Annotated in this window: 28 protein-coding genes; 12 read left to right on the top strand and 16 right to left on the bottom strand. The window is 59.0% G+C overall.

The genetic code is table 11. From position 1 onward, the window contains the following. Nucleotides 1-7: 7 nt before the first annotated feature. Nucleotides 8-769, bottom strand: a complete 762-nt coding sequence (locus ACR0MO_RS09920; protein ID WP_480891001.1) for an amino acid ABC transporter permease — start codon at nucleotides 767-769, stop codon at nucleotides 8-10. Nucleotides 770-778: 9 nt separating this feature from the next. Beyond that, nucleotides 779-1,519, bottom strand: a complete 741-nt coding sequence (locus tag ACR0MO_RS09915; protein ID WP_170453368.1) for an amino acid ABC transporter ATP-binding protein — start codon at nucleotides 1,517-1,519, stop codon at nucleotides 779-781. A 121-nt stretch (nucleotides 1,520-1,640) separates the two neighbouring features. Here ACR0MO_RS09915 and ACR0MO_RS09910 point away from each other — a divergent pair, with 121 nt between their 5' ends. Beyond that, nucleotides 1,641-2,411 carry a transporter substrate-binding domain-containing protein gene (locus ACR0MO_RS09910; RefSeq protein ID WP_170520917.1) on the top strand — a complete coding sequence of 257 codons (771 nt, stop codon included), beginning with the start codon at nucleotides 1,641-1,643 and terminating at the stop codon, nucleotides 2,409-2,411. A 33-nt stretch (nucleotides 2,412-2,444) separates the two neighbouring features. Here the strand turns inward: ACR0MO_RS09910 and ACR0MO_RS09905 are convergent, their stop codons facing one another. Beyond that, nucleotides 2,445-3,053: a helix-turn-helix domain-containing protein gene (locus ACR0MO_RS09905; protein ID WP_480890999.1), complete on the bottom strand. Its 609-nt coding sequence runs from the start codon at nucleotides 3,051-3,053 to the stop codon at nucleotides 2,445-2,447. Between the two features lie 55 nt (nucleotides 3,054-3,108). Between ACR0MO_RS09905 and ACR0MO_RS09900 the strand changes: the two genes are divergently transcribed. Then, a complete protein-coding gene (locus ACR0MO_RS09900; RefSeq protein WP_480890996.1) occupies nucleotides 3,109-3,858 on the top strand; it encodes a creatininase family protein in 750 nt (249 codons plus the stop codon). Nucleotides 3,859-3,958: 100 nt separating this feature from the next. Further along, a complete protein-coding gene (msrA, locus tag ACR0MO_RS09895) occupies nucleotides 3,959-4,630 on the top strand; it encodes a peptide-methionine (S)-S-oxide reductase MsrA (RefSeq protein ID WP_170623512.1) in 672 nt (223 codons plus the stop codon). Here the strand turns inward: msrA and ACR0MO_RS09890 are convergent. Beyond that, a complete protein-coding gene (locus ACR0MO_RS09890; RefSeq protein WP_170453363.1) occupies nucleotides 4,627-5,499 on the bottom strand; it encodes a ribokinase in 873 nt (290 codons plus the stop codon). The two genes, msrA and ACR0MO_RS09890, sit on opposite strands and share 4 nt — an antisense overlap. Nucleotides 5,500-5,502: 3 nt before the next feature. Continuing rightward, a complete protein-coding gene (locus ACR0MO_RS09885) occupies nucleotides 5,503-7,758 on the bottom strand; it encodes an NADP-dependent malic enzyme (protein ID WP_170520907.1) in 2,256 nt (751 codons plus the stop codon). A gap of 161 nt (nucleotides 7,759-7,919) precedes the next feature. Here ACR0MO_RS09885 and mutS point away from each other — a divergent pair, with 161 nt between their 5' ends. Next, on the top strand, nucleotides 7,920-10,535 hold the full coding sequence (gene mutS / locus ACR0MO_RS09880; protein ID WP_480891262.1) for a DNA mismatch repair protein MutS: 2,616 nt from the start codon (nucleotides 7,920-7,922) through the stop codon (nucleotides 10,533-10,535). 58 nt (nucleotides 10,536-10,593) lie between these two features. Here mutS and ACR0MO_RS09875 read toward each other — a convergent pair whose 3' ends face one another. Together ACR0MO_RS09875 and hrcA are read right to left on the bottom strand one after the other, a co-directional pair. Then, nucleotides 10,594-11,157 (bottom strand): nucleotide exchange factor GrpE, encoded by a 564-nt coding sequence (locus ACR0MO_RS09875; RefSeq protein WP_170453361.1) that lies wholly within the window; start codon nucleotides 11,155-11,157, stop codon nucleotides 10,594-10,596. A gap of 10 nt (nucleotides 11,158-11,167) precedes the next feature. Next, nucleotides 11,168-12,232 carry a heat-inducible transcriptional repressor HrcA gene (gene hrcA / locus ACR0MO_RS09870; RefSeq protein ID WP_170631560.1) on the bottom strand — a complete coding sequence of 355 codons (1,065 nt, stop codon included), beginning with the start codon at nucleotides 12,230-12,232 and terminating at the stop codon, nucleotides 11,168-11,170. Nucleotides 12,233-12,344: 112 nt separating this feature from the next. Between hrcA and rph the strand changes: the two genes are divergently transcribed. The 4 genes from rph to ACR0MO_RS09850 are packed head-to-tail and all read left to right on the top strand — an operon-like array spanning nucleotide 12,345 to nucleotide 15,170. Next, on the top strand, nucleotides 12,345-13,058 hold the full coding sequence (rph, locus tag ACR0MO_RS09865; protein ID WP_480890992.1) for a ribonuclease PH: 714 nt from the start codon (nucleotides 12,345-12,347) through the stop codon (nucleotides 13,056-13,058). Further along, a complete protein-coding gene (gene rdgB / locus ACR0MO_RS09860; protein WP_480890990.1) occupies nucleotides 13,055-13,669 on the top strand; it encodes an RdgB/HAM1 family non-canonical purine NTP pyrophosphatase in 615 nt (204 codons plus the stop codon). The genes rph and rdgB overlap by 4 nt, the downstream gene beginning before the upstream one ends. Next, nucleotides 13,659-14,813 carry a radical SAM family heme chaperone HemW gene (gene hemW / locus ACR0MO_RS09855; protein WP_480890987.1) on the top strand — a complete coding sequence of 385 codons (1,155 nt, stop codon included), beginning with the start codon at nucleotides 13,659-13,661 and terminating at the stop codon, nucleotides 14,811-14,813. The genes rdgB and hemW overlap by 11 nt, the downstream gene beginning before the upstream one ends. Nucleotides 14,814-14,816: 3 nt before the next feature. Continuing rightward, on the top strand, nucleotides 14,817-15,170 hold the full coding sequence (locus ACR0MO_RS09850) for a YbaN family protein (RefSeq protein ID WP_170453356.1): 354 nt from the start codon (nucleotides 14,817-14,819) through the stop codon (nucleotides 15,168-15,170). On the opposite strand, the gene ACR0MO_RS09845 is transcribed toward ACR0MO_RS09850, so the two are convergent. From ACR0MO_RS09845 to ACR0MO_RS09815, 7 genes are all read right to left on the bottom strand, one after another. Beyond that, nucleotides 15,160-16,056 (bottom strand): ParB/RepB/Spo0J family partition protein, encoded by an 897-nt coding sequence (locus tag ACR0MO_RS09845; protein ID WP_170453355.1) that lies wholly within the window; start codon nucleotides 16,054-16,056, stop codon nucleotides 15,160-15,162. The two genes, ACR0MO_RS09850 and ACR0MO_RS09845, sit on opposite strands and share 11 nt — an antisense overlap. Before the next feature lie 20 nt (nucleotides 16,057-16,076). Beyond that, nucleotides 16,077-16,880: an AAA family ATPase gene (locus ACR0MO_RS09840; RefSeq protein WP_170453354.1), complete on the bottom strand. Its 804-nt coding sequence runs from the start codon at nucleotides 16,878-16,880 to the stop codon at nucleotides 16,077-16,079. After that, nucleotides 16,873-17,493 (bottom strand): 16S rRNA (guanine(527)-N(7))-methyltransferase RsmG, encoded by a 621-nt coding sequence (gene rsmG, locus ACR0MO_RS09835; protein WP_170453353.1) that lies wholly within the window; start codon nucleotides 17,491-17,493, stop codon nucleotides 16,873-16,875. Before rsmG ends, ACR0MO_RS09840 begins: the two co-directional genes overlap by 8 nt. Then, the gene (gene mnmG, locus ACR0MO_RS09830; RefSeq protein WP_480890983.1) at nucleotides 17,490-19,358 is read right to left on the bottom strand and encodes a tRNA uridine-5-carboxymethylaminomethyl(34) synthesis enzyme MnmG; all 1,869 of its coding nucleotides are present in this window, start codon (nucleotides 19,356-19,358) and stop codon (nucleotides 17,490-17,492) included. Before mnmG ends, rsmG begins: the two co-directional genes overlap by 4 nt. A 12-nt stretch (nucleotides 19,359-19,370) precedes the next feature. Next, entirely contained in the window at nucleotides 19,371-20,657 is a 1,287-nt protein-coding gene (gene mnmE / locus ACR0MO_RS09825) for a tRNA uridine-5-carboxymethylaminomethyl(34) synthesis GTPase MnmE (RefSeq protein ID WP_480890981.1), read from the bottom strand. Nucleotides 20,658-20,687: 30 nt separating this feature from the next. Further along, nucleotides 20,688-21,959: a transcription termination factor Rho gene (rho, locus tag ACR0MO_RS09820; RefSeq protein ID WP_170453350.1), complete on the bottom strand. Its 1,272-nt coding sequence runs from the start codon at nucleotides 21,957-21,959 to the stop codon at nucleotides 20,688-20,690. Between the two features lie 123 nt (nucleotides 21,960-22,082). Further along, nucleotides 22,083-22,532 carry a CopD family protein gene (locus tag ACR0MO_RS09815; RefSeq protein WP_170453349.1) on the bottom strand — a complete coding sequence of 150 codons (450 nt, stop codon included), beginning with the start codon at nucleotides 22,530-22,532 and terminating at the stop codon, nucleotides 22,083-22,085. Between the two features lie 404 nt (nucleotides 22,533-22,936). Between ACR0MO_RS09815 and ACR0MO_RS09810 the strand changes: the two genes are divergently transcribed. The 4 genes from ACR0MO_RS09810 to dnaQ are packed head-to-tail and all read left to right on the top strand — an operon-like array spanning nucleotide 22,937 to nucleotide 25,671. Next, nucleotides 22,937-23,536, top strand: a complete 600-nt coding sequence (locus ACR0MO_RS09810; protein WP_480890978.1) for a Maf family protein — start codon at nucleotides 22,937-22,939, stop codon at nucleotides 23,534-23,536. Beyond that, a complete protein-coding gene (locus ACR0MO_RS09805; RefSeq protein ID WP_480890976.1) occupies nucleotides 23,533-24,366 on the top strand; it encodes a shikimate dehydrogenase in 834 nt (277 codons plus the stop codon). Before ACR0MO_RS09810 ends, ACR0MO_RS09805 begins: the two co-directional genes overlap by 4 nt. Next, on the top strand, nucleotides 24,363-24,956 hold the full coding sequence (gene coaE / locus ACR0MO_RS09800) for a dephospho-CoA kinase (RefSeq protein WP_170453346.1): 594 nt from the start codon (nucleotides 24,363-24,365) through the stop codon (nucleotides 24,954-24,956). Before ACR0MO_RS09805 ends, coaE begins: the two co-directional genes overlap by 4 nt. Beyond that, complete coding sequence (gene dnaQ / locus ACR0MO_RS09795; protein WP_170453345.1) at nucleotides 24,949-25,671, top strand: DNA polymerase III subunit epsilon; 723 nt, start codon at nucleotides 24,949-24,951, stop codon at nucleotides 25,669-25,671. Before coaE ends, dnaQ begins: the two co-directional genes overlap by 8 nt. Before the next feature lie 24 nt (nucleotides 25,672-25,695). On the opposite strand, the gene secB is transcribed toward dnaQ, so the two are convergent. Both secB and ACR0MO_RS09785 read right to left on the bottom strand, forming a co-directional pair. Beyond that, complete coding sequence (gene secB / locus ACR0MO_RS09790) at nucleotides 25,696-26,196, bottom strand: protein-export chaperone SecB (RefSeq protein WP_170453344.1); 501 nt, start codon at nucleotides 26,194-26,196, stop codon at nucleotides 25,696-25,698. A 54-nt stretch (nucleotides 26,197-26,250) separates the two neighbouring features. Continuing rightward, nucleotides 26,251-26,751, bottom strand: a complete 501-nt coding sequence (locus tag ACR0MO_RS09785; RefSeq protein ID WP_480626471.1) for an FxsA family protein — start codon at nucleotides 26,749-26,751, stop codon at nucleotides 26,251-26,253. Nucleotides 26,752-26,809: the final 58 nt, after the last annotated feature.

The following is a 26,809-nucleotide window of genomic DNA, read 5'->3' as shown; positions in this document are numbered from 1 at the left end:
CTCCGTCTTAACCGCGTTCATCCGCGCCCATGCGGCGTTCCAGCCAGCGCACACCGGCGCTGATGATCAGAACCAGGATCAGGTACTCGAAAATCAGCAATGTGTAGATTTCCAGCGGGCGGTATTCGGTCACCACCAGCTCGTTCGCGCGGCGGGTCAGTTCCTGCATGCCGATGACGCTGGCAAAGGCGCTCATCTTGACGATGTAGATGAACTGGTTTGCCAAGGGGGGCAGAATGCGTCGGATCGCCTGCGGCAGGATCACGTAGCGCATGGTTTGCACATAGTTCAGCCCGATGGTCTGCGCCGCTTCGCGCTGACCGCGTGCGATGGATTGAATGCCCGCGCGGTAAATTTCAGCCGTAAAGGCGCTGTCCGAGATCGCCAGAGTGATGATTGCACCCCAGAACGGATCGATTGGGATGTTCATACCCATCGACTGAAAGACAATCGGCAGGCCGTAGAACACCCAAAACAGCATAGGCAGCAGCGGAATCGCGCGGACGAACTCGACATAGACCCTGTTCAGCAACCGCCAGCCGCGTTTTTCGGACAGACCGGGCAAGGCGACCAGCAGACCGATCACAATCGACAGAACGGCTGCGATCAAAGAGATCTGGATCGTCGCCCCCATGCCCGAAATCAGGAATTTCACATTGGTCCAGCCCGTATCCGTCGTGGGATCGATCACGTACCAGCCCCAGGTCTGGGACGAAGAACAGCCGGTCAGAGCCAAAAGCGGGATCAGAAGAAGAAGCGTTTTTTTCATCATACCCACTCAGTGCTGCAAAATCTGGCTCAGGAACTTCCGGCACCGATCCGAGGTGGGATTGGTGAAAAAATGTTCCGGCTTGCCCTGTTCCACGATCTCACCCGCATCCATGAAGATCATGTTGTCGGCGACCTTGCGGGCAAAGCCCATCTCATGCGTGACAACAACCATGGTCATGCCCTCATTCGCCAGTTCGACCATCACATCGAGCACCTCGGCGATCATTTCCGGATCGAGGGCCGAGGTCGGTTCGTCAAACAGCAGAACCCTGGGCTCCATGCACAGAGACCGGGCGATTGCCACGCGCTGTTGCTGACCGCCAGACAGTTGGATCGGGCGTTTGTCGGCCTGATCGGGGATATGCACGCGTTCCAGGTAATGGCGGGCGCGGTCTTCGGCGTCTTTCCGGCTGAGGCCGCGCGCCTTGATCGGGCCCAGCGTCAGGTTTTCCAGAACGGTCAGATGCGGGAACAGGTTGAACTGCTGAAAAACCATGCCGACCTCGGACCGGATCGTGGCCACGGATTTGGCATCATCCTTCAGTTCCACCCCATCAATGCGGATGGTGCCTTTCTGGTGCTTCTCCAACTGATTGATACAGCGCACAACGGTGGATTTGCCCGACCCCGAAGGCCCGCAGATCACCACCTTTTCGCCACTGTTGACCGTCAGATTGATGTCTTTGAGAACGTGAAACGTATCGAACCACTTGTTCACATCAACAAGCTCGATGGCGGCGTCTGGCATTGGCTGACCTGCCCTTATTTTATTCACAGTGGAATATTTTCTTGAGGTTATCTTCCCCTTCGCGCTTAAATCAAGGAACAATATGGCAGCAAGACCCAACAGCCACCAACGGGAGAAATAAATGAACACGATTTGGAAAGCTGCGGCAGCCGCAGCGCTTGGACTGGTATTGTCGGGCGCGGCACATGCACAATCGGCCCTGAACGAAGTGCTGGATTCGGGCGTTCTGAAAGTCGGCACAACCGGCGACTGGAACCCGATGTCCCTGCGCGATCCGGCGACGAACAGCTACAAGGGCTATGACATCGACATCATGAACGAACTGGCCACCGATCTGGGGGTCGAGGTCGAATATGTGCCGACCGACTGGAAAACCCTGGTCAACGGTGTGGTTGCGGGCAAGTACCACCTGACCGGCTCGGCTTCGATCTCGCCGCCGCGCATGAAGGTTGCCGGGTTTTCGGACAGCTATATCGCGGTCGAGTTGTTCCCCTACACCACCAAGGACAAGGCCGACAAATTCGACGGCTACGACTCGATCAACCAACCCGATGTGACGGTTGCCACCACATTGGGCACCACCTTTGAAAAGCGCGTGCGTGAATGGTTCCCGAATGCGGAAATCAAGGTTGTCGAAGCGCCGGCCCGTGGTTTTCAGGAGGTTATCGCCGGACGCGCGGATGTGTTCATCACATCGAACATCGAAGGCTCGACCCTTGAAGACAAATTCCCGGTTGTCCGCGTGAAGAACGCGGGCCCCCGTTCGCCTTCGCCCATCGCGATGATCCTGCCGCAGGACGATCAGGTCTGGATCAACTACGTCAACAACTGGATCGAGGTGAAGAAGGCGCAGGGCTTCTTCGAAGAAAACAGAAAGAAATGGGGTCTCTGACCTGACCAGCGCCCGGCCAACCGCCGGGCGTTTTCAATTTCCGCTGGGCACGGCCTTGGCCACAACGGTTATGAAACTGACCTTGTCCGTCTTCAGCTCAACCGGCCCATGCGCTGCGTTTGAATCAAAGCTTAAGGAGTCGCCGGGGCGCATATGATAGGTTTCATCCCCGCAGCCATAGACCATCTCACCATCGGTGACGTGGATGAACTCGATCCCCTGATGTTGATATGACGGTCGTGGCCCCAGAGGCGATTCCAGCGTTACGCTGAAGCTTTCGAAACTGACATGCTTGGCCTCGGCGCGGCCGATCAGCTTGTAGCCATGACCGTAACCGCTGCCCAGCCGCTGCACCGTCACACCCTCGCCCGCCGCAACAAAGGACACATCGGACCGTTCGACCGTTGCGGCAAAGAAATTGATCAGGGGGACACCGATCCCGTTTGCCAGCGCTTCCAGCGTTCCAAGCGAGGCCGAGACCTGTCCGCGTTCGATCTTCGAGATCATCGCGGTCGAGACCCCGGACTGACCCGACAACTCGGCCAGCGTCAGACCTGCAAGCATACGATGGGTTTTGACGGCCAGCCCGATCACATGATCAAGCGGCGGCTTCCGGGTTTCAATGGTACGCGGCTGTTCCATGCGCTCAGCGTATCGGCGTGTTGCCAAAAGGAAAAGTAATAGTCAGGCTGTAATCATGAAACTGGATCATATGACATGGTATGAGGTCGAGGCCCGGATCAAGGCCGGGGCCGCAATCCTTCTGCCCGTGGGATCGACCGAGCAGCATGGGCCGATGGGCCGGATCGGAACCGACACGATCTGCACCGAAGCGATTGCGCTGGCCGCAGCCAAGCGGTGCGATGCCATCGTGGCCCCGGCGCTGGCCTACACCCCGACCCCGTTCAATACGGCCTTTCCCGGTACGGTCTCCCTGTCGGAGCCGATTTTTCAAACCATGGGGAGCGAGGTCATCTCGGGCCTGCTGGTGCAAGGGTTTACCGGTGTTTTTGTTGTGAATGGTCACGGCGCCAATCTGGCACCGTTGAACCGTATTGCTGACGCCCTGCCCGCTGGTCGGATTCAAATTGTCAGCTGGTGGGAGCCGCCCAGCGTCAACGCCCTGCGCCAGAACCTTTATGGCGCGTGGGAAGGGATGCACGCCACCCCGTCCGAGATCGCCATCACGCAAAACCTGTTGGGGGCTCTGCCAGCGGGATTGGCCGCCGATCCCCCTGTGAAACTCAGCCCTGAATACATCCGCGCCCATAGCGGCGACCGTCACGGCCCGCCCAATGAGCACCGGGCGGCGTTCCCGGATGGCCGCGTCGGATCCCATTCCGCGCTGGCCACGCCCGAGGATGGCGCGCGCCTGCTGGACACCGCCGCACAGGCGATTGCAGAGCAGTTTGCAGCGTTTCAGGATCTGGCGAGACAGGTTGGTTAGGCTGCGGATAAACTCGTCTCACCAGCGCGTGACAATCGATGTCAGGCAATTGCAACGGGTCGGTTCTCGGGCCACTTTCAGTCTCGGAAGGAGACCTGCCATGACCCGAACTGCCTACCTCGATTTTGTGAAGCCCGCCCTGTTGCTGACGTTCATAACTTTGGCCGCGATGCTGCGGGTCCTGCCCGCTCAGGCGGCAGGCACCGAGACACTGACCGTTGCGGGCGGGTGTTTCTGGTGCGTCGAATCCGATTTCGAATCCGTCCCCGGTGTCGTGGGCGCGGTGTCGGGATATACCGGTGGCAAATCGGCCAACCCAACCTATGATCAGGTCTCAAAAGGCGGTACAGGCCATTACGAAGCGGTTCAGATCACCTTCGATCCGGCCCGGGTTTCCCGTGAAACGCTATTGAACATGTTCTTCCGCTCGGTCGATCCCACCGATGCGGGCGGTCAGTTCTGCGACCGGGGTGACAGCTATCGCACAGCGATTTTCGTCTCTAACTCGGGCGAAAAGGCGCAAGCGGAAAAGGCCAAGGCACAGGCGCAGGCCGCATTGGGTCAGACGGTGGTGACGCCAATCTTGCAAGAATCTACCTTTTACCCGGCCGAGGCCTACCATCAGGATTATTACAAGGGCGAAAAACTGGTCTTCACCCGCTTTGGTCCGAAACGTCAGAAGAACGCCTATAAGGCCTATCGCAATGCCTGCGGTCGGGATGCGCGTGTGAAACAGCTTTGGGGCACAGACGCACCCTTTGCCGGGTCTTAATCGAAAGACGCGTCGCGCACTTCGCGCAGATCAGGAATGACATCCGCCGTACCGTGCCGCGTGACCATCAGGGCCGCGGCACGATTTGCTTGCAGGATCGCCTGTTCCATCGGCATCCCCCGGTCCATCCCGGCCAGAACATAACCGGTGAACGTATCCCCCGCACCGGTCGTATCGACCGCCTGAACCTTGTGGGCCGCAAAATCAACCGGTTCACAGCCCTGTTGCAGATACCGCGCGCCTTTTGCGCCAAGGGTGACGATGACATGGCGCACCGGCAGTTGCGCGGCATCCAGCCCGGTTTCCTGCCGCAATTGCTCGGCCTCAACCTCATTCAGGATCAGAAAATCCAGATAAGGCAGAACGTCCTGCACGGCTTGGGCCTGAAACGGGGCGGCCGCGTAGCAGACGGTCAGGCCCAGCTCGCGCCCCATCCGGGCGGCCTCGACCTGCGCGTTGGTTTCGTTCTGCAGAACCAGAAGGTCCCCGGTATTGGCAGACGCCAGCGCCTGCCCGACCTGCGACACCTCCAGCGCGTGGTTGGATCCGGGGAAGAGGACAATCAGGTTCTCACCCTGCGCATCCACGGCCACGATGGCATGGCCGGTGGGCACATCGACTTCGGCAATAAACCTTGTATCGACGCCATATTCGGTCAGCCGATCCTTCGCCCAGCGCCCGTCGGCCCCGACCGCGCCAATATGACTGACCCGTGACCCGGCCCGCGCTGCCGCGACCGACATATTGGCCCCCTTGCCGCCCAGAAAACGCTCCAGCCCGCTGGCCGCCAGCGTCTCCCCCGGCGCGGGCAGATGCGGCAGGGCATAGACCATATCCGCATTGATCGAGCCGAGGTTCCAGATCGTCATGGCTTATCCAATATCGCAAGAGGCCAGAATGGCCATGTTCAGAATGTCATTCGCCGTCGACACGGTCGAGCAGATCTGGATCGGCTTGTCGACACCGGACAGGATCGGACCGATCACGGTGGCACCGCCCATTTCCTGCATCAGCTTGGTCGAGATGCTGGCCGAATGGCGTGCAGGCACGATCAGGATATTTGCCGGGCCGGTCAGGCGCGAGAAGGGGTACGCCTCTTGCTGATCGAGGTTCAGCGCCACATCGACGGTCATCTCGCCTTCGTATTCGAAATCGACGCCGCGACGGTCCAGAACCTCGGGCGCGACATGCATCTTCTCGGCCCGTTCCGACACCGGATAGCCGAAGGTCGAGAAGCTGACGAAGGCCACACGCGGCTCCAGCCCCATATGACGCGCCACAGCGGCCGAGCGTTCGGCGATGTTGGCCAGATCGTTTTCGTCCGGCCATTCATGCACCAGCGTATCGCCGATCAACACGATGCGGCCCTTGTGCAGCAGCGCGGTCACGCCTGCCGCGCCATGGGCGGCATCGGCGTCGAAGACATGGTTGATCCGGTCCATCACATGCGCCGATTTGCGCGTGGCACCGGTGACCAGCCCGTCCCCATGCCCATGCGCCAGCATCAGCGACGAAAACACATGCCGGTCTCGGGCTGCAAGGCGGTGGATGTCCTTGCGGTCGAACCCTTTGCGCTGCAAACGCTTGTAAAGGAAATCCTTGTAGGTTTCCAAATGAGTGGTGTTGGCGGCGTTAACCACGTCAAGCTCGCGCACGGCGTCGCCCAGACCGGCCTCTTCCAGCTTGGTTTTCACCTCGTCGGGCCGACCGACAACCAACGCCTTGCCAAAGCCCGAGCGCTGATACATCACCGCCGCGCGCAACACGCGGGGATCGTCGCCCTCGGCAAAGATCATCCGGCTTTGCGCCTGACGGGCGCGGGCGTTCAGGCCGCGCAGAATGCTGGCGGTCGGGTCCATGCGGGATTTCAGGCTCAGCTCATAGGCGTCCATGTCGATGATCGGACGCCGCGCGGCCCCGGTATCCATCCCGGCCTTGGCGACCGCAGGCGGGATACGGTGGATCAGGCGCGGATCGAACGGCGTCGGGATGATGTAATCGCGGCCAAAGGTCAGCGATTTGCCATAGGCCATGGCGACTTCATCCGGCACATCCTCGCGCGCCAGACGGGCCAGCGCATGGGCACAGGCGATCTTCATCTCGTCATTGATGGCGCGAGCGTGGATGTCCAGCGCCCCACGGAACAGGTAGGGGAAGCCCAGAACGTTGTTCACCTGGTTCGGGTAGTCGCTGCGCCCGGTGGCGACGATGGCGTCAACGCGGACCTCATGCGCCTCTTCCGGAGTGATCTCGGGGTCCGGGTTCGCCATCGCAAATATCACCGGGTTGTCGGCCATGCTGGCAACCATATCCTGCGTCACCGCACCTTTGACCGACACGCCCAGGAACACGTCCGCGCCCTTCATGGCCTCTTCCAGCGTGCGCAACTCGGTGGTGATCGCGTGGGCCGATTTCCACTGGTTCATGCCCTCGGTCCGGCCCTGATAAATCACGCCCTTGGTGTCACAGACGATGCAATTTTCATGCTTTGCACCCATCGCCTTGAGCAGTTCGATACAGGCAATCCCCGCAGCGCCTGCCCCGTTCAGAACGATCTTCACATCCTCGATCTTCTTGCCCGAGATATGCAGCGCGTTCAGCAGACCCGCCGCACAGATCACCGCCGTGCCATGCTGGTCGTCGTGGAAGACGGGGATGTCCATCTCTTCCTTCAGGCGCTGCTCGATGATGAAACATTCCGGCGCCTTGATGTCTTCCAGGTTGATACCACCAAAGGTCGGCCCCATCAGCTTGACCGCGCGGCAGAACTCATCCGGGTCCTCGGTATCCAGTTCGATATCGATCGAGTTCACGTCGGCGAACCGTTTGAACAGGACCGATTTCCCCTCCATCACCGGTTTCGAGCCCAGCGCGCCCAGATTACCCAAGCCCAGAACGGCGGTGCCGTTCGAGATCACGGCCACCAGATTGCCCTTGTTGGTATAGTCATACGCCGTCTCGGGCGCTTCGGCGATGGCTTCGCAGGGAACCGCCACGCCGGGGCTGTAGGCCAGCGACAGATCGCGCTGGGTGGTCATGGGGACGGTGGCCTGCACCTCCCATTTGCCGGGGGTGGGGTCCAGGTGAAAGGCCAGCGCCTCTTCTTTGGTGATCTTCGCTTTGGGCATTTTAAACGTCGGTTCCATGACTTCGGGGCTGATGCCTCATAGCGCAGGCGGGGCTGCGCCTCAACGGGAATACGTTTTCACCTTTCGTCGCGGGGGCCGCGTTTGTAAGGTCGCGCCCGGAATACGCCAGAAGGGGGCCGCTTTTGTCCACAGTCACGCCGATGATGGCGCAATATCTCGAAATCAAACAGGCCCATGCCGACGCTCTGCTGTTCTACCGCATGGGCGATTTCTACGAGATGTTCTTTGAGGATGCGGTGAATGCCGCCGAGGCGCTGGATATCGCCCTGACCAAACGCGGCAAGCACAACGGCGCCGATATTCCCATGTGCGGCGTGCCGGTTCATGCCGCCGAGGGCTATTTGCTGACCCTGATCCGCAAAGGGTTCCGCGTGGCCGTCTGCGAACAGATGGAAAGCCCGGCCGAGGCGAAGAAAAGAGGCTCTAAATCGGTGGTAAAGCGCGATGTCGTACGTCTGGTGACACCCGGCACTCTGACAGAGGACGCGCTGCTTGAGGCCCGCCGCCACAACTTTCTGGCCGCTTATGCCGAGGTCCGGGATGAGGCCGCTTTGGCCTGGGCCGACATTTCCACCGGTGCGTTTCACGTGATGCCTTTGACGTCCATACGCCTCAGCCCCGAACTGGCCCGGCTTGCCCCGTCCGAGTTGATCGTGGCAGACGGGTCGGAACAGCCTCTGCAGGAATCCGTCCGCGATCTGGGCATTTCACTCACTCCCATCGGGCGCGCCAGTTTCGACAGCACCGCGGCAGAAAAACGCATCTGCGGGTTGTTTCACGTGGGCGCTTTGGACGCCTTCGGCACCTTCGGGCGTGCCGAGATTTCGGCCATGGGCGCTTTGATCGACTATCTGGAGATCACGCAAAAGGGCAAACTGCCCCTGTTGCAAACGCCGCTCAAGGAATCCGAAGACCGCGTTGTGCAGATCGACGCGGCGACGCGGCGCAATCTGGAACTGACCCGATCTTTGTCCGGCGGACGCGCCGGATCGCTGCTGTCGGTGGTCGACCGCACAGTCACACCGGGCGGCGCGCGGCTGCTGGAACAGCGCCTCTCCAGCCCCTCGCGCAATCTCGACGTCATCCACGCCCGTCTGGACGCGGTGAGCTTCGCCACCGAAGACAGCCTGACCGCCTCGGACCTGCGCGAGGCGTTGCGCAAAACCCCCGATCTGGACCGCGCCCTGTCGCGGCTTTCGCTGGAACGCGGTGGCCCCCGCGATCTCGCCGCCATCCGCAACGGTCTGGCGCAGGCGGCGACCATCGCCGAACTCTGCGCCCCGCAAGATCTACCCATCCTTCTGGCCACCGCCGTGCAGAACCTGACCGGTTTCGACGACCTGCTGACCCTGCTGGACGACGCCCTTGTCGCCGAACCGCCCCTGCTGGCCCGCGACGGTGGCTTCATCGCCCCCGGTTTCGACAGCGAGTTGGACGAGGCCCGCACCCTGCGCGACGAAGGCCGATCCGTCATTGCAGGGTTTCAGCAGAAATACGCGGAACATACCGGCATCACATCGCTGAAGATCAAACACAACAACGTGCTTGGCTATTTCATCGAAACCACGGCAACCCATGCCGAAAAGATGCTGAACCCGCCGTTCTCCGAGACCTATATCCACCGCCAGACCACCGCCAATCAGGTGCGGTTCACCACCGTTGAACTGTCCGAGATCGAAACCCGCATCCTGAATGCGGGTAATCTGGCGCTGGAGATTGAAAAAAGGCTCTATCAAAGGATTTCTGGTGAGATTCTGGCCAAAGCTGCGCATCTGAATCAAGCCGCCCGAGGGCTGGCCGAACTCGATCTGACCACCGCGCTGGCCGATCTGGCACGCGGCGAAAACTGGTGCTGCCCGCAGGTCGACACCTCGCGCGCCTTCGACGTTCAGGGCGGTCGCCACCCGGTTGTCGAACACGCCCTGCGCCAGCAAGGTGGCGATGCCTTCATCGCCAATGACTGCGACCTCAGCGCCGACAAGGGTGCCGCCATCTGGCTGCTGACCGGCCCCAACATGGCGGGTAAATCAACCTTCCTGCGCCAGAACGCCCTGATCGCCTTATTGGCGCAAATGGGCAGCTACGTCCCGGCAGAGAAGGCCCATATCGGCCTCGTCAGCCAGTTGTTCAGCCGTGTCGGCGCATCCGACGATCTGGCACGGGGCCGCTCGACCTTCATGGTGGAAATGGTAGAAACCGCCGCCATCTTGAACCAGGCCGACGACCGCGCGCTGGTGATCCTCGACGAGATTGGCCGCGGCACCGCCACTTATGACGGGTTGTCGATCGCCTGGGCCACATTGGAACATCTTCACGCGGCCAACCAATGCCGCGCGCTCTTTGCGACCCACTACCACGAACTCACCGCGCTGGCCGGTAAACTCGAAGGCGTCGACAACGCCACCGTGGCGGTCAAGGAGTGGGAAGGCGAGGTGATCTTCCTGCACGAGGTCCACAAAGGCGCCGCCGACCGGTCCTACGGCGTACAGGTCGCCCAGCTTGCAGGCCTGCCCGCATCGGTGGTGGACCGGGCGCGTATCGTACTGGACCAGCTGGAAAAAACCGAACGCGAAGGCGGCAAGCAAAAAGCCCTGATCGATGACCTGCCCCTGTTCTCCGCCGCGCCGCCCCCGCCGCCGCCAGCCCCCAAGGCTTCCCCTGTCACCGACATGCTGGCGGATATTCTGCCGGACGAGCTTACCCCGCGCGAGGCCCTCGACCTGATCTACAAACTGAAAGAGGCGGCCAAATCCTGACCGCCCCTTCTTCTGTTCAAAAATACCTCCGCCGGAGGCTTGGCCTCGCAGAGGCCAATCAGCTCGCAGGTGTCGACGACACCCCAACCTGCGCCGGACGCAGCAACCGGTCATGCAGCATGAACCCTTCGGCAGAAACCTGAATGATATCGCCCGCGCGGGTCCCCGGCACCGGAGCCTCAAACATCGCCTCATGCACATTCGGATCGAAACGGTCGCCAACTTCGGGCGTGATCACCTCGATCCCGTGCTTCTGGAACACATCCTTCAGCGCCCGCATGGTCAGCTCAACACCTTCCAGCAAACCGGCAGCAACCTCTTTCTGCTCATCCGTCGCCGCTTCAAGCGCACGTTTCATGTTGTCATAGACTGGCAACATGTCACGGGCCAGCTTTGAACCACCATATTGCTCGGCATCGCGGCGCGCCTTGTCGCCACGCTTGCGCGCATTCTCGGCATCCGCCAGCGCGCGCATGAACTTGTCCTTGTAATCGTCCCGCTCGGCACGCAGCGCGTCGATCTCCAGCGCCTCTTCGCTGATATCCATCAGCTCTTCGGCCAGCTCTTCCGCCTCGGCGGTTGCGATATCGTCCAGAAAATCTTCGTTCTTGGGCTCTGCCATCTCTTACCCTCTAGCTCCGGTCGGATATCAGCTTGCCGACCAGTTGCGCCGTATAATCCACGATCGGCACGATCCGTCCATAGTTCAGACGCGTGGGCCCGATGACCCCAACCGCACCGATAATCTTTCGATCAGCGTTCATATATGGAGACACCACCAAAGAGGAACCCGAAAGTGAGAAAAGTTTGTTCTCGGACCCGATAAAAATGCGCACACCGTCGCCTTCTTCGGTCAATTCCAGAAATTCCGCGATGTCCCGCTTGCGTTCCAGATCGTCAAACAGGGTGCGGATACGGTCCAGCTCCTCGGCCTCGCCAGAGTCACCCAGCAGATTCGCCCGCCCGCGCACGATCAAACGGGCCGAGTCGCCCCCATCCCCGTCCCAGGCGGCCATGCCACTTTCGACCATCTCGCGTGCCAGCACGTCGATTTCCTGTTTGCGCGCGTCGATCTGGCTTTGCATCTGACGGCGCACTTCGCTCAGCGTGCGCCCCTCGATCAGCGCGTTCAGGAAATTCGCTGCCTCGCGCATCGAACTGGGCGTCTGCCCCGGAGGTGGTGTGAACAGGCGGTTTTCCACATGCCCGTCCGAGAACACCAGAACCACCAAGGCGCGATCATGCGCCAGTGAGACAAACTCGATATGTTTGATCTCGGTCTCATGTTTGGGGGTCAGAACCAGCGAGGCCCCATGTGTCACGTGTGACAAGGCCGACCCCACTCGGTCCAGCATCCCGCCCACATCGCCCGCGTTAGAGCCTAAAGTCTCATCAAGCTTCTGCCGGTCATCAGCCCCCAGATCGCCAACTTCAAGTAAGCCGTCCACAAACATCCGCAGACCCTGCTGGGTCGGAATCCGCCCGGCACTGACATGGGGACTGTCGAGCAGGCCGAGATATTCCAGATCCTGCATCACGTTGCGCACGGTTGCGGCGCTGACTTTTTCCGACAGGGTGCGGGTCAGCGTCCGGCTGCCAACGGGCTCACCGCTGTCCAGATAGCTTTCGACGATCAGCCGGAACACCTCGCGCGACCGGTCGTTCATCTCGCTCAGAATTTTGCTTGCTTCGCTCATCCGCGTTCCTTTGCTGGATCGCCATTAAATCGCAGGCAAATGAAAGGTCAATCGGGGTTGCATCGTAACGCTGCGGGGCGTTATCCCCAACCCAGCAAACAAAGGATTTTCCATGCGACCCTCAGGACGTGATCTAAACGAAATGCGCGCGGTTTCAATCGAGACCGGCTTTACCAAACATGCCGAAGGTTCCTGCCTGATCAAGATGGGCGATACCCATGTACTGTGCACCGCCACGATCGAGGATCGCGTGCCGCCCTTCATCAAAGGCTCGGGCCTTGGTTGGGTCACTGCCGAATACGGTATGCTGCCCCGCGCGACCAACACAAGGATGCGGCGTGAGGCGGCAAGCGGCAAGCAAGGCGGGCGCACCGTGGAGATTCAGCGCCTGATCGGCCGCGCCCTGCGTGCCGGTGTGGATCGGGTTGCCTTGGGTGAACGTCAGATCACCGTGGACTGCGATGTGATCCAGGCCGATGGCGGCACCCGTTGTGCTTCTATCACCGGCGGTTGGGTGGCGCTGCGTCTGGCGGTGAACAAGCTGATGAAGGCGGGCGATGTGATTTCGGACCCCTTGGTAGACCCTGTTGCCGCCGTGTCCTGCGGGATTTACGCCGGTCAGCCGGTTCTGGATCTGGACTACCCCGAGGACAGCGAAGCGGGCGTCGATGGAAACTTCATCATGACAGGATCGGGCAAACTGATCGAAGTGCAGATGAGCGCTGAAGGCTCCGTCTTCAGCCGCGCCCAGATGGACCAGTTGATGGATCTGGCCGAAAAAGGCGTGGCGGAACTGGCCGCAGCCCAGAAAGCCGCCACCGTATGACCCGCAGGTTCGACGGCGACAGGCTGCTGGTGGCCACGCATAACAAGGGCAAGCTTGAGGAGATGGCGCATCTGCTTGAGCCCTTTAGTGTGACCGTCGTGGGTGCGGGCGAGATGAACCTGCCGGAACCGGAAGAGACCGAGGATACCTTTGTCGGCAACGCCCGGATCAAAGCTCATGCCGCCGCCAGGGCCACTGGCCTGCCTGCCCTGTCGGACGATTCCGGGATCACCATCGACGCGCTGGACGGCGCGCCCGGCGTTTACACTGCAGATTGGGCCGAAACCGGTGACGGTCGCGATTTTCTGATGGCGATGACCCGCGCCCATAACGAACTCGAGGCGAAAAACGCCCCTCATCCGCGCACCGCGCAATTCCGCTGCACGCTGGTTCTTGCCTGGCCCGACGGGCATGACGAGGTGTTCGAAGGCATCGCCCCCGGCCATCTGACCTGGCCAATCCGTGGCAAGGACGGGTTCGGCTATGATCCGATGTTTGTCCCCGAGGGCCATGACATTACCTTTGCCGAAATGGATCGCTGGGAAAAGAACAAGATCAGCCATCGCGGCCGCGCGGTGGAGATGTTCGTGAAAGGCTGCTTTGGCGGATGATTGGCGCAACGGGGGCTTTGGCCTGTATGTGCATTGGCCCTTTTGCGAGGCCAAATGCCCCTATTGCGATTTCAACAGTCACGTTTCCAGAAATATTGATCAAAAACAATGGCTTGACGCATATCTGGGCGAGTTGCACCGCAGCGCCACTGAAACCCCGGATCGCGTTCTTGATACGATTTTCTTTGGTGGCGGCACCCCGTCACTGATGGACCCCGACACCGTCGCAGCGGTGATCGACACGGCCCGCGCCCTGTGGCGCCCCTCGAACGATATGGAAATCACGCTTGAGGCCAATCCCGGCTCGGTCGAGGCTGGTCGGTTTGCCGCCTATCGCGACGCCGGGGTGAACCGCATCTCGATGGGGGTTCAGGCCCTGAATGACGAAGACCTGCGCCGATTGGGCCGCATCCATACGGTGGCCGAGGCCCGCGCCGCCTATGACATCGCGCGCAATTGCTTTGACCGGGTCAGTTTCGATCTGATCTATGCCCGACAACATCAAACTTTGGACGCGTGGCGCGCGGAACTGTCTGATGCACTGTCGATGGCCATCGACCACCTGTCGCTGTACCAACTGACCATCGAAGACGGCACCGCCTTTGGCGACCGTTACGCCCTAGGCAAGCTGCGCGGTCTGCCCGAAGATGAAAGCGCCGCCGATATGTACTTGGCCACGCAGGATATCTGCGACGCCCACGGCCTGCCTGCCTATGAGGTCTCCAACCATGCCCGCCCCGGTGCGGAATCCCGGCACAATCTGATCTATTGGCGCTATGGCGATTACGTGGGGATCGGTCCCGGTGCCCATGGGCGGGTCACGTTGAACGGCCAGAAACACGCAACCGAGACCTACCTGAACCCGGACCGCTGGCTGAAAGCGGCCACACAAGGCAACGGGGAAAAAGAGCGCACAACGTTATCCCCGACGGATCAAGCCAAAGAATACCTTATGATGGGTATGCGCGTAGCTGAAGGACTAGATATTGATCGATACAGTCGGTTATCTGGCCTACCCCTGCCCTCGGACGCACTGGATCACCTGACCGATATTGGCATGATCTGCCATCAGAACGGGCGGCTTAGTGCAACAGCAGATGGGCGCGCGGTTTTGAATGCCGTGATCCGAGAGCTTTTGGAGTAGCGAATGCAGTTTCTCTGGGCCGGGCTGGGACTTGTTTGCGTTGCGCTTGCAATGGTCGGCGTCGTTCTGCCGTTGCTGCCTACGGTGCCTTTTCTGCTGCTGGCTGCGTTTTTCTTCGCCCGATCCTCCTCCCGCCTACATAACTGGCTGATCACGCACAGGCTGTTCGGGCCAATGATCCTGGACTGGCAGCGATCCGGCGCTATCCGCCCGGCTGCAAAAAAGGCGGCCACCTTGTCGGTCGCCGCCGTATTCAGCCTCGCAGTCATGTTATCTGCGCCGCCCCATGTCTTGATCATTCAAGCCGTCGTTCTGGGCGGCGTCATGGTCTTTATCTGGACCCGCCCTAACGGCTGAGTTTCGCACACAGATCGTCCAGCTGATCCAGATTCTCATAGGTCAGAACAACCTGCCCGGTCTCGGTTCCCGGCTTGTGATTGATCGACACTTTCATCGCCAGAATAGCCGAAAGATCCTTCTCAAGCGCCCGCGTATCCGCATCCTTGCCTGCATTCAGGTTTCGCGACTTCGGCGCGGGGCGGTCAGTATCACCCTGCTGCTGCTTCTTCACCAAAGCTTCGGTGGCGCGAACGGACAGACCTTCCTTAACAACCTGTTTGGCAAGTTCCGACGGATTTTCGGCCGTGATCAGCGCCCGCGCGTGCCCTGCGGACAGTTTGCCTTCGATCACCAATGTCTGCACATCCATCGGCAAGGACAAAAGACGCAGAAGGTTTGCAATATGGCTGCGGCTTTTACCCAAAGCCTCGGCCAGTTTTTCCTGCGTGTGACCAAACCGGTCCATCAACTGCTTATATCCGGCGGCTTCTTCCACCGCGTTCAGATCGGCCCGCTGAATGTTTTCAATGATTGCAACTTCCAGAACCTCGGTATCGTCGAAATCCCGAACTATGACTGGAATATCATGCAGTTGCGCCATTTGCGCCGCGCGCCAACGACGCTCACCCGCGACGATTTCATAGGCGCCTTCACCAATGGACCGCACGATCAGGGGCTGGATGATGCCCTTTTCCTTGACCGAGGTCGCGAGCTCATCCAACTGCTCTGGCGAAAACGTCCGGCGCGGCTGATTTGGGTTGGCTTGCAGCTTTTCAATCGGAACCGTCAGGTCAGGTCGACGCGGCTGAGTCGGTGCCAGATCATCAGCTTCCTGAGTTACGTCCGCCATCAGGGCAGACAACCCGCGTCCCAGACCCCTTGGCTTTGCTTTCTTGGCGCTCACGTCGCCCTCCTCACTGCCGCCTAAGCGGCGACTTTATTGTTCTTGTGCATGACTTCGCGGGCCAGATGCCGATACGCCATCGCCCCAAGCGAACCTGAATCATATTGCAAAACAGGCAACGCATAAGACGGGGCCTCACTGACCCGGACATTCCGCGGTATCTTGGTTTTAAAAACCATCTCACCCAGATTGTCACGCGCATCTTTTTCGACCTGACGGGACAAGTTGTTGCGGTTGTCATACATGGTCAACACAACACCTTCGATTCTCAGGTCCGGATTCGCGGTTTGCCGAACCTCTCTGATCGTCAGCATAAGCTGCGAAAGACCTTCCAGCGCGAAGAATTCGCTTTGCAATGGAACCAGCACCGAATGGGCGGCAACCATGGCGTTCACAGTCAACAAATTCAGGGATGGGGGACAGTCGATCAGAACAAAATCAAGCTCAAAACTGTCGATCGAGGTCTGACGCAGCGCATCATGCAACAGATAGCTGCGTTTTTCGTTGGAAATCAGTTCGATATCGGCAGAACTCAGGTCAACAGTGGCCGGAACGACAAACAGCCCATCAATCTCGGTCTCCTGCACAACGGCTTCCAAGGGCGCATCGTCAAGAATGAGGTCGTAGGTGGTCCAATCCCGATCTTCGACACCCAGCCCGGTTGAAGCATTACCCTGAGGATCCAAGTCAACCACCAAAACGCGGCATCCGGCCTCGGCCAACCCTGCTGCCAGATTGATCGCCGTGGTTGTCTTTCCAACTCCGCCCTTCTGATTGGCAACCGCAATTATCCGGGGCCCGGAAGGACGAGATAGATCAACCACGTGATACTCCTTTGATCTTAAGGATGACAGCCTGGGGTTCTGTTAAACTTGTAATCGGCTCGGCTTCGAATTTCCATTCTTCCTGTGCCTCGACCAGTTCTTTTTTCCAGTTCGCGCCTTTCGGCAACAAGGCCGTGCCGAACTCGCTTAAATGCCTGTCACAAAATGACAAAAGCGTATTCAAGTCTGCCAGGGCCCGGGCTGATAGGATGTCAGCGCCCAATGGATCAATCGCTTCGATCCTTTTGGAGATCACCTGGCAGGAAACCCCGCACTCCCGCGCGACATTCCGCAGAAAAGCAGATTTCCTTTGATCGCTTTCGACAAAATGAAAATGGGTGTTCGGCGCCTCTTCCACAGCAATGATCGCACAGACCATCCCGGGAAAACCGCCACCGCTACCCAGATCAGCCCAGGCTTCAAAGGGATCAGCGCACCGGAAAACCTGTACTGAATCCAGAATGTGCCGATTCCAGATGTCATTCATGCTGTTACGCGATACCAGGTTGATCCTTGGATTCCAGCGCTTCACCAGGTCAACATAGAGGCTCAGCCGCTCGAATGTTTCACGTGAAACATCGAGCGCATCGAGTTTTGAATGGTCCAGAGTCATGCTTTTCGCGCTTTTTCGTCCCGACGCAACTTGGCCAGCACCAGTGTCAAAGCCGCCGGAGTCACGCCTTCAACCCTGCTGGCTTGGGCGATATTTGCTGGTTTGGCTTGCGAGAGTTTCTGTTTCATCTCTGATGACAACCCATCGAGCGAAAAGAAATCGAATTCGCGCGGAATAACATAGGACTCATCACGCTTCATGGCTTCGACGTCGCGCTGCTGTCGTGCGATGTAATTCGCATACAGCGCATCCCGCGCAATCTGCAGCCGAATATCAGGTTCCACCGAGGTCAACTGAGGAATGAGCGGCAACATATCTTCAAAAGAGACGTCAGGAAACGCCAGAATCGCCATCCCATCCCGGCGATTTCCGTCCTGATTGACGTTGATTCCAGCCTCTCGGACCTGTTTTGGGGTGTATGTCTGCTGGGTCAGCAGCGATTTGGCGGCATCCAACTTGTCCATTTTGGCTTCAAAATGGACACGGCGTTCCTGACCAACACATCCAGTCTGCACCCCCAGCGGGGTCAAGCGTTGGTCCGCATTGTCCGCCCGCAGAGACAACCGAAACTCGGCGCGTGAGGTGAACATACGGTACGGCTCAGCCACCCCTCGGGTTGTCAGATCATCAATCATGACGCCGATATAGCTATCGGCCCGCGTGAAATGCAGCGGATCTTTGCCCTGTACGTCCAATGCCGCGTTGAGGCCCGCGACCATGCCTTGGGCTGCCGCCTCCTCATATCCTGTGGTGCCATTGATCTGACCCGCAAGATATAGTCCGGGAACATCCGGCAGAGACAATCTTGCGGTCAACACACGCGGATCGACGTAATCATATTCAATCGCATATCCAGGCTGAAGGATCTCGGCCTGTTCCAACCCTTTGATCGACCGGACATAGTCCAGCTGCACGTCTTGCGGCAGCGAGGTTGAGATCCCGTTGGGGTATATTGTATGATCATTCACGCCTTCCGGTTCCAGGAAGATCTGATGCGAGTCCTTATCCGCGAACCGAACAATCTTATCTTCAATTGACGGGCAATACCGAGGCCCAACACCGTCGATATGACCGCCATACATCGCCGATTTACTTAGGTTTTTTTCAATAATCTCATGGGTCCGCGCGTTTGTATGTGTGATCCCGCAGGAGATTTGGGGCGCGACAACCGAAGTCGACAAGAACGAAAACAGGGTCGGTTCATCATCCCCGTCCTGCCGCTCTAACCCGGTCCAGTCGATGGTTCGCCCGTCCAGCCGAGGTGGTGTACCTGTTTTCAGGCGTCCGGTCGGCAGGTTGTAGCTGTCCAGCCGCTCTGCCAGTTTGACAGAGGGTCGGTCGCCCATGCGGCCTCCGGGCTTGGACACGTCACCGATATGAATAACGCCGCGCAGGAAGGTACCGGATGTAAGGATGACAGCGCGCGCTTTGACCTCTGAACCGTCGCCGAGTTTCACTCCGGCCACGCGCTCCCCATCCATCAGAAAATCGATCACTTCACCAACAATGACTGACAGATTGCTCTGGCCTTCCGTCTCTTTCTGCATCGCCGCGCGGTACAGCGCGCGGTCGGCTTGGGTTCTGGGCCCCTGCACCGCCGGGCCTTTGCGGCGGTTCAAAAGACGAAACTGGATACCCGCCTGATCCGCGACCCGACCCATAACGCCATCCAGCGCGTCGATTTCGCGCACAAGATGGCCCTTCCCCAGCCCACCAATGGCCGGGTTGCAGGACATGACCCCGATGTCGGATGCGGACAACGTCACCAATGCTGTCGCTACTCCCATACGGGCTGCGGCGTGAGCGGCTTCGGTTCCGGCATGGCCGGCGCCTATGACTACAACATCGAAATCCGAATGTTTCACGTGAAACACTCCTTATTTTCCAAGACAGAAGCTTGAGAAGATTTCGTCCAACAAATCTTCGACCCCAATTCTGCCGACCAAAACCTCAAGCGCGCGGATCGCGGTGCGAAGTTCTTCTGCCGCAATATCATACAGGTCCGGGCCTGATTCCAGAACCGACATGGTAGCGGTCAACGCCTCTTTGGCGTTGATCAGCGCAATCCTGTGCCGTTCGCGGGTAGCTATACCATGGCTAGTAGTTCGTTCACTTAAAACACACGATATGTTGGAAATCAGCTCATCAATCCCTTGCCCGGTTTTACCCGAGACACCGAGCGTTACACCTTTCTGAAGATCCGCTTTCGGCCTGACCTGAATGTCACCGGACCGCATTTCAACCCCAAGCTCTGATGGATCATCGGTGAGGAAAACACGCAAGTCAGCCGCTTCCGCGCGCTTCTTCGCCAGCGCAATACCCAGGTTTTCGACATGATCTTCGGTGTCGCGCAACCCGGCCGTATCCAACAGAGTGACCGGCAGCCCGGCCAGATCCATGCGCACTTCGATCACATCCCGCGTTGTACCCGCATATTCCGACGTGATTGCAGCCTCGCGTCCGGCCAAAGCGTTCAACAGGGTGGACTTGCCTGCATTGGGCAGGCCGACAATGGCAACTTCGAACCCGGTTCGTATGCGTTCTGCGATCCGAACGCCGTCTGCTTCGCGTTGCAACTCTGCGCTCACGCCTAAGATCAACTGCCGGACTTCCGGGGTCACATCGGTGGGAACCTCTTCATCGGCGAAATCAATCACGGCTTCCAACAGCGATGCAGCCCGTATTAGATCGCGCCGCCAGCGTTCGGCCAGATTGCCCAACTCTCCGGCCAGAATCGTCTGTGCCTGTTTGCGTTGCGCTTCGGTTTCGGCGTCGATCAGATCTGCTAGACCCTCGACCTGAGTCAGGTCCATCTTGCCGTTTTCAAGGGCGCGGCGGGTGAATTCTCCGGGCTCGGCCAGACGCAGCCCGTCAGTCTCAGACAGGCATCGCATCACAGCATTGACGGCGGCGGTACTGCCGTGGATTTGCAACTCGGCGACGTCTTCACCGGTAAAGCTGGCCGGGGCCTGAAAGGTCAGGATCAGCCCATCATCCAGACGCGCGCCATCTGCGTCCCGCAGGGCGCGCAGGTTCATACCCCGTGGCGGAAGAGGGCCACCGGTTATCTTTTCCGCAGCGGTACGGGCGACAGGGCCAGAGAGGCGGATGACCGCCACCCCTGCTTTGCCTTGCGCGCTGGCCAAGGCGAATATCGTATCCATTCGAAGGCCTCGCGTGGGTTAAGACCTGTGTCAGGTGTTCATCGAATCGAAGAACTCGCCGTTTGTCTTGGTCTGTTTCAACTTCGACAACAGGAACTCGATTGCGTCGGTCGTGCCCATCGGGTTCAGGATGCGGCGTAGAACGAAGGTCTTGGCCAGATCGCCTTTGTCGACCAGCAGGTCCTCTTTCCGGGTACCGGATTTGAGAATATCGATGGCCGGGAACACGCGTTTGTCGGCAATCTTGCGGTCCAGAACGATTTCCGAGTTACCGGTGCCTTTGAATTCTTCAAAGATCACCTCGTCCATCCGGCTGCCGGTGTCGATCAGCGCCGTGGCAATGATGGTCAGCGAGCCACCCTCTTCGATGTTCCGCGCCGCACCAAAGAAGCGTTTCGGGCGTTGCAGGGCGTTCGCGTCCACACCACCGGTCAGAACCTTACCCGAGGATGGGACCACGGTGTTAAAGGCCCTACCAAGTCTTGTGATCGAATCGAGAAGAATAACAACATCTCGTTTATGCTCGACCAGACGCTTGGCTTTTTCGATGACCATCTCGGACACGGCCACGTGGCGGGTTGCCGGTTCGTCGAAGGTCGAGGACACGACCTCACCCTTCACCGAGCGCTGCATGTCGGTCACCTCTTCCGGGCGTTCATCGATCAGCAGGACGATCAGATAGCATTCCGGGTGGTTCTGTTCGATAGAATGGGCAATGTTCTGCAGGATCACTGTCTTACCGGTCCGCGGCGGCGCCACGATCAGCGACCGCTGACCTTTACCGATGGGCGAGACCAGATCGATCACGCGGGCCGATTTGTCCTTGATGGTGGGATCTTCGATCTCCATCTTCAGGCGCTCATCTGGGTAGAGCGGCGTCAGGTTGTCGAACAGGATCTTGTGCTTGGCCTTCTCAGGATCTTCAAAGTTGATCTTGGTGACCTTGGTCAGCGCGAAATACCGCTCGCTATCATCAGGCGCTTTGATTTCGCCTTCAACGGTGTCGCCGGTGCGCAGCGAATGCAGACGGATCATGTCGGGCGAGACATAGATGTCATCGGGACCCGGCAGATAGTTCGCCTCGGGCGAGCGCAAGAAGCCGAAGCCGTCCTGCAGAACCTCAAGCACACCATCGCCGCCAACGGTCCAGCCCTCATCCGCGCGTTCGCGCAGGATCTGGAACATCATCTCGCCCTTGCGCATGGTCGAGGCGTTTTCGATTTCCAGCTCTTCGGCCATCGCCAGAAGGTCTTTGGGGCTTTTGGCCTTCAAGTCGGCCAGATTCAGGGATTCAGAGGACATGATGCATACCTTCACCGCTGCTATTGCGGCTCGAAGTGGAATTTCAGTGCGGAAAATACGCCGCCCGGACGGGCGTGTTGTCACCTTACATAGTTGTCTCCACCTGCGGAGTCAAACAGGCCGTCAGAACTTCAGAATGACCGCTAGAACGATAGCAACCATCAGAATGGTCGGAACCTCATTCATCATGCGATACTGCCGCCCTGTCAGCGTATTTCGCCCCTCAACGAAGTCCTTGCGCCGCGCCATCAGCCAGTGATGGAACCAGGTCATCCCGATCACGGCTGTCCCTTTCAGCCAGGGCCAGGTAAAATCCCATCCGACGATGCCCGGCGTGAACACCATGATCAGGCCACACACCCAGGCCACGATCATCGCGGGACGCATGATCACGCGCAGCAGCTTTTCTTCCATTTCAAAGAAGATCTCTTGCGCGCCATCGACAGCCTGCGCCTTTTCAACATGATAGACGAACAATCGGGGCAAATAGAACAGGCCAGCCATCCATGAGATCACGGCCATGATATGCAGTGCCTTCACCCATGGGTAGATCGTGAAAAGCAGATCAGTCATTCCGGCTCCGGTCGTTGCTCGGAACTCTCCCTAATAAAAAAATAAGAAAGAAGAAAGGAAGATGGTTTTGTAGGGTGCGTAATTTCCGTGGATTACTTTTTTACCCCTTGGTTTTCCCCAGGTGGACAGTTTTGACGAGACGCAGGCCGATTCTGTGAGTTTTAGAAATAGGTATTAAATAACAGACACTTATACCTTATCTGTCTAGCACCCTCTGGGGATAACTGCCTGAATATCTATGGGGGATTCAGTTATCCCTTGGTTCCGAGTTATCCTTGTCCCGGATGGACAGCGTTCGGGCGACTCGGGGAAGTTTCGAGCAGATTTCCCGGGCTTGCGTGTCAATCGGAAAACCATACAAAGCGTCCAAGAACGCTCAACGATTTGCACACGGGGTTGTCCACATGTCTGTCCCCATCATCCTGGCCTCGGGCTCAAGCATTCGCGCGCAGCTGCTGGAAAATGCAGGCGTGCCTTTCACTGTGCAGGTGGCGCGCGTGGATGAGGATACTATAAAGCGGGCGTTGCTGGCAGAAGAGGCCTCGCCCCGCGACATCGCAGATGCGCTGGCCGAGATGAAGGCGCGCAAGATCAGCGACAAGTCCCCCGGCGCGATGGTGCTGGGTTGCGATCAGGTGCTGGATTTCGAGGGGCAATTGCTGTCGAAGCCGGAAACGCCCGAGGACGCGTTGGCGCAGCTCAAGGCGATGCGCGGCAAGCGGCATATGCTGTTATCGGCGGCGGTGATCTATCAGGATGGCGAGCCGATCTGGCGGCATGTAGGACAGGTCTGCCTGCGGATGCGGGCCAGTTCGGATGCTTATCTGCGCGACTATATTGACCGGAACTGGGACAGCATTCGTCATGCGGTTGGGGCCTATAAGCTGGAGGAAGAAGGCGTGCGCCTGTTTGCAACCATTGACGGCGACTATTTTAACGTTTTGGGTATGCCCTTGTTGGAACTGCTCAACTATCTGGCTGTCAAAGGGGTGATCGATCAATGACGGACTATCGGATACCTCTGGCCGGGGTGATTGGGCATCCGATCGGACATTCCCGGTCGCCCAAGCTGCATGGGCATTGGCTGAAGACTTATGGCTTGTCCGGGCATTACATTCCGATGGACGTGGCCCCTGCGGATCTTGAGACCGTATTGCGAACCCTGCCCAAGGCCGGGTTTGTGGGCGCGAATGTGACCGTGCCCCATAAAGAAGCCGCTTTACGGATTGCCCATCATGTCTCTGACCGGGCAACGGTGATCGGGGCCGCGAATACGCTGGTGTTCCGCGAGGATGGCTCGATCCATGCCGACAACACCGATGGGTACGGGTTTATGGAGAACCTGCGCAGCGGCGCGCCGGATTGGAACGCTCAGGACGGGCCAGCCGTGGTGTTTGGGGCCGGGGGGGCGGCGCGCGCGGTTCTGCAGGCCTTGGCCGATGCTGGTGTGCCCGAGATTCTGCTGACCAACCGCACGCGCGCGCGCGCGGACCATCTGAAAGAAGAGTTCGGTCAACGCATCACGGTGGTCGATTGGGTTCAGGCCGGAAATGTTGTGGAAAATGCTGAGCTTGTGGTCAACACAACCTCGCTGGGCATGCAGGGTCAGCCGGAATTGCGCGTGCCGCTGGATGGGTTGCAGCCCGGAGCGGTGGTGACCGATCTGGTTTACGCGCCGCTGAAAACCAACCTTCTGAAAACAGCAGAAGAGGCCGGGTGCACCACGGTCGATGGCCTAGGCATGTTGCTGCATCAGGCCGTTCCTGGGTTCGAACGTTGGTTCGGCGTCCGCCCCGAGGTTGACACCGACACCCGCGCGGCGGCCCTGGCATGAGCTTTGCGCTTGGCCTGACCGGCTCGATTGGCATGGGCAAAAGCACCACGGCGCAGATGTTTGTCGATGAAGGCTGCGCGCTGTGGGATGCGGATGCGGCGGTGCATCGGCTTTATGCGCCGGGTGGTGCGGCGGTTGCGCCGATGGGTGCGGCCTATCCTGACGCCATCATCGACGGATCGGTCAGCCGGGACGCGTTGAAACAGATCATTTCACAGGACGGGTCTGCGCTGAAAGCCATTGAGGCCATTGTCCATCCTCTGGTCGCGGGGGACCGGGCGGCTTTTCGCGAAAGCGCGACGGCAGACATTCTGGTGTTCGACATCCCCCTGCTGTTTGAAACCGGCGGCAATGCGGCAATGGACGCGGTCGCCTGTGTTTCGATCCCGGCCGAAGAACAAAAGCGCCGCGTCATGGCGCGCGGCACGATGACCGAGGCGCAGTTTGAGCAGATCAGAGCCAAACAAATGCCAAATGACGAAAAATGCGCCCGGTCGGATTATGTGATCGTGACCGACACTCTGGACCACGCCCGCGCGCAGGTGCAGGATGTGGTCAGGCAGATACGGGCGGGGATGGCAGATGCGTGAGATTGTACTCGATACCGAAACCACAGGCTTTGATCCCGAAAGCGGCGACCGGATTGTCGAGATCGGCGCGGTCGAGCTGTGGAACCATGTGGCCACGGGTGAGACCTATCACGTCTATATCAACCCCGAACGGTCGATGCCCGAAGAGGCATTTGGTGTGCATGGAATTGGCCCCGATCTGCTGGACACCCCGCGCCCGCCCGAAAAGGGTGAGGTGACGCTGAAAGACAAGCCCGTTTTTGCCAAGATCGGGCAAGGCTTCCTGGATTTCATCAGGGATTCAAAACTGGTGATCCACAACGCATCCTTCGATATGAAATTCCTGAATGCGGAACTCAGATGGATGAATCTGCCGCAGATTCCCATGGATCAGGCGCTGGATACGTTGGCCATAGCGCGCAAACGGTTTCCGGGCTCACCCGCGTCATTGGACGCGCTGTGCCGCCGGTTCAACATCGACAATACCAATCGGGTGCTGCACGGGGCGTTGCTGGACTCGGAAATTCTGGCCGAGGTCTATCTGGAACTGATCGGCGGTCGGCAGCCCGATTTCGGCCTGTCCACCTCGGCTGCATCAGGTGCAGGTGGTGCGGATGACTGGCGTCCGACGCCGCGCGCAATGGCCCTGCCCCCTCGGATCACCGATGAGGAACGCACAGCGCATCAGGCTTTTGTCGAGAAACTGGGCGACAGCGCCCTGTGGACCCGCGCCTGAACCAGTCAGGCACGGGTCAAACCCTTAGGCGTCGGTCTTTTCGGCCTGCGCGGCCTGACGACGCATCAATTCGTTGCGGTAGAGAGCCACGAAATCGATATTGTCCAGGTTCACCGGCGGGAAGCCACCGTCGCGGGTGATGTCGCTGACGATGCGGCGCAGGAACGGGAACAGCATCCGCGGGCACTCGATCATCAGGAACGGATGGATCTGATCCTCTGGCACGCCTTCCACGTGGAACAGGCCGCAATAGTCCAGTTCGCACAGGAACAGAACATCGTCCATGCCCTTGGCTTTCGAGGTCAGCTTCAGCTTGACCGAAACCTCGTACTGATGCTCGGTCGGGCGCTTCTTCGCGTCCAGGTTCACCTGAACCTGAATCTCGGGCTGTACGTCACCCGACACGCCTTTTTGCGCCATGACGTTTTCAAAGGACATATCACGGATGAACTGTCCCAGAACACGCATCTGAACCTGCGGGGCAGCTTGGGCCGCAGTGTTTTCTGCAGCGTTTTCTTCGGCCATGGATCTACTCCAAAAATGAAATTCGACACTGCTTAGCAACTTGAGGGCGGTACCTCAATGCTGGGGCGGGCCTTCGACCCATTTTGAAGGCTTCGAGGGCTCTTTCCGGGGGCGCACCTCGGTAAATTCTCCGTCAATCACGTCGCCCTGATCGAAGGGGCTGCGCCCGGCCTGAAACCCGGCACCCGTGCCCATCTGGAACTGGGTGACTTTGACTTTGGACTTCAGATACCGGAACACGGCCACCCGAACGCCCGGAATAAGCAGGGCAAAACCAATGGCATCGGTGAAAAATCCGGGTGTCAGCAGCAATGCGCCGGATAACAGGATCATGGCCCCATGGGCCAAAGGCTCGGTCGGGTCGTCCAGCTTGGCAAAGGATTGCTGCAATTGTCCCAGCGCCATGCGACCTTGTGTCCGCACCAAAACAGTGCCCAAAACCGCTGTCAGGACCACAATTCCCAGCGTTGGCCATAGGCCGATCAGACCACCCACTTGAATAAACAGGGCGATTTCGATGATCGGAACCAACAAAAATGCCAAGAACAGATACATTTGCGTTATCCTTTCCATATGGCCGGGCTGTGGACTTGCCACCAACTGTCACCTACAT

The sequence above is a fragment of the Ruegeria sp. K5 genome (genome assembly GCF_056531805.1).
Note: the sequence above shows the minus strand (reverse complement) of the source record. Positions and strands in the feature narration are given on the sequence as shown.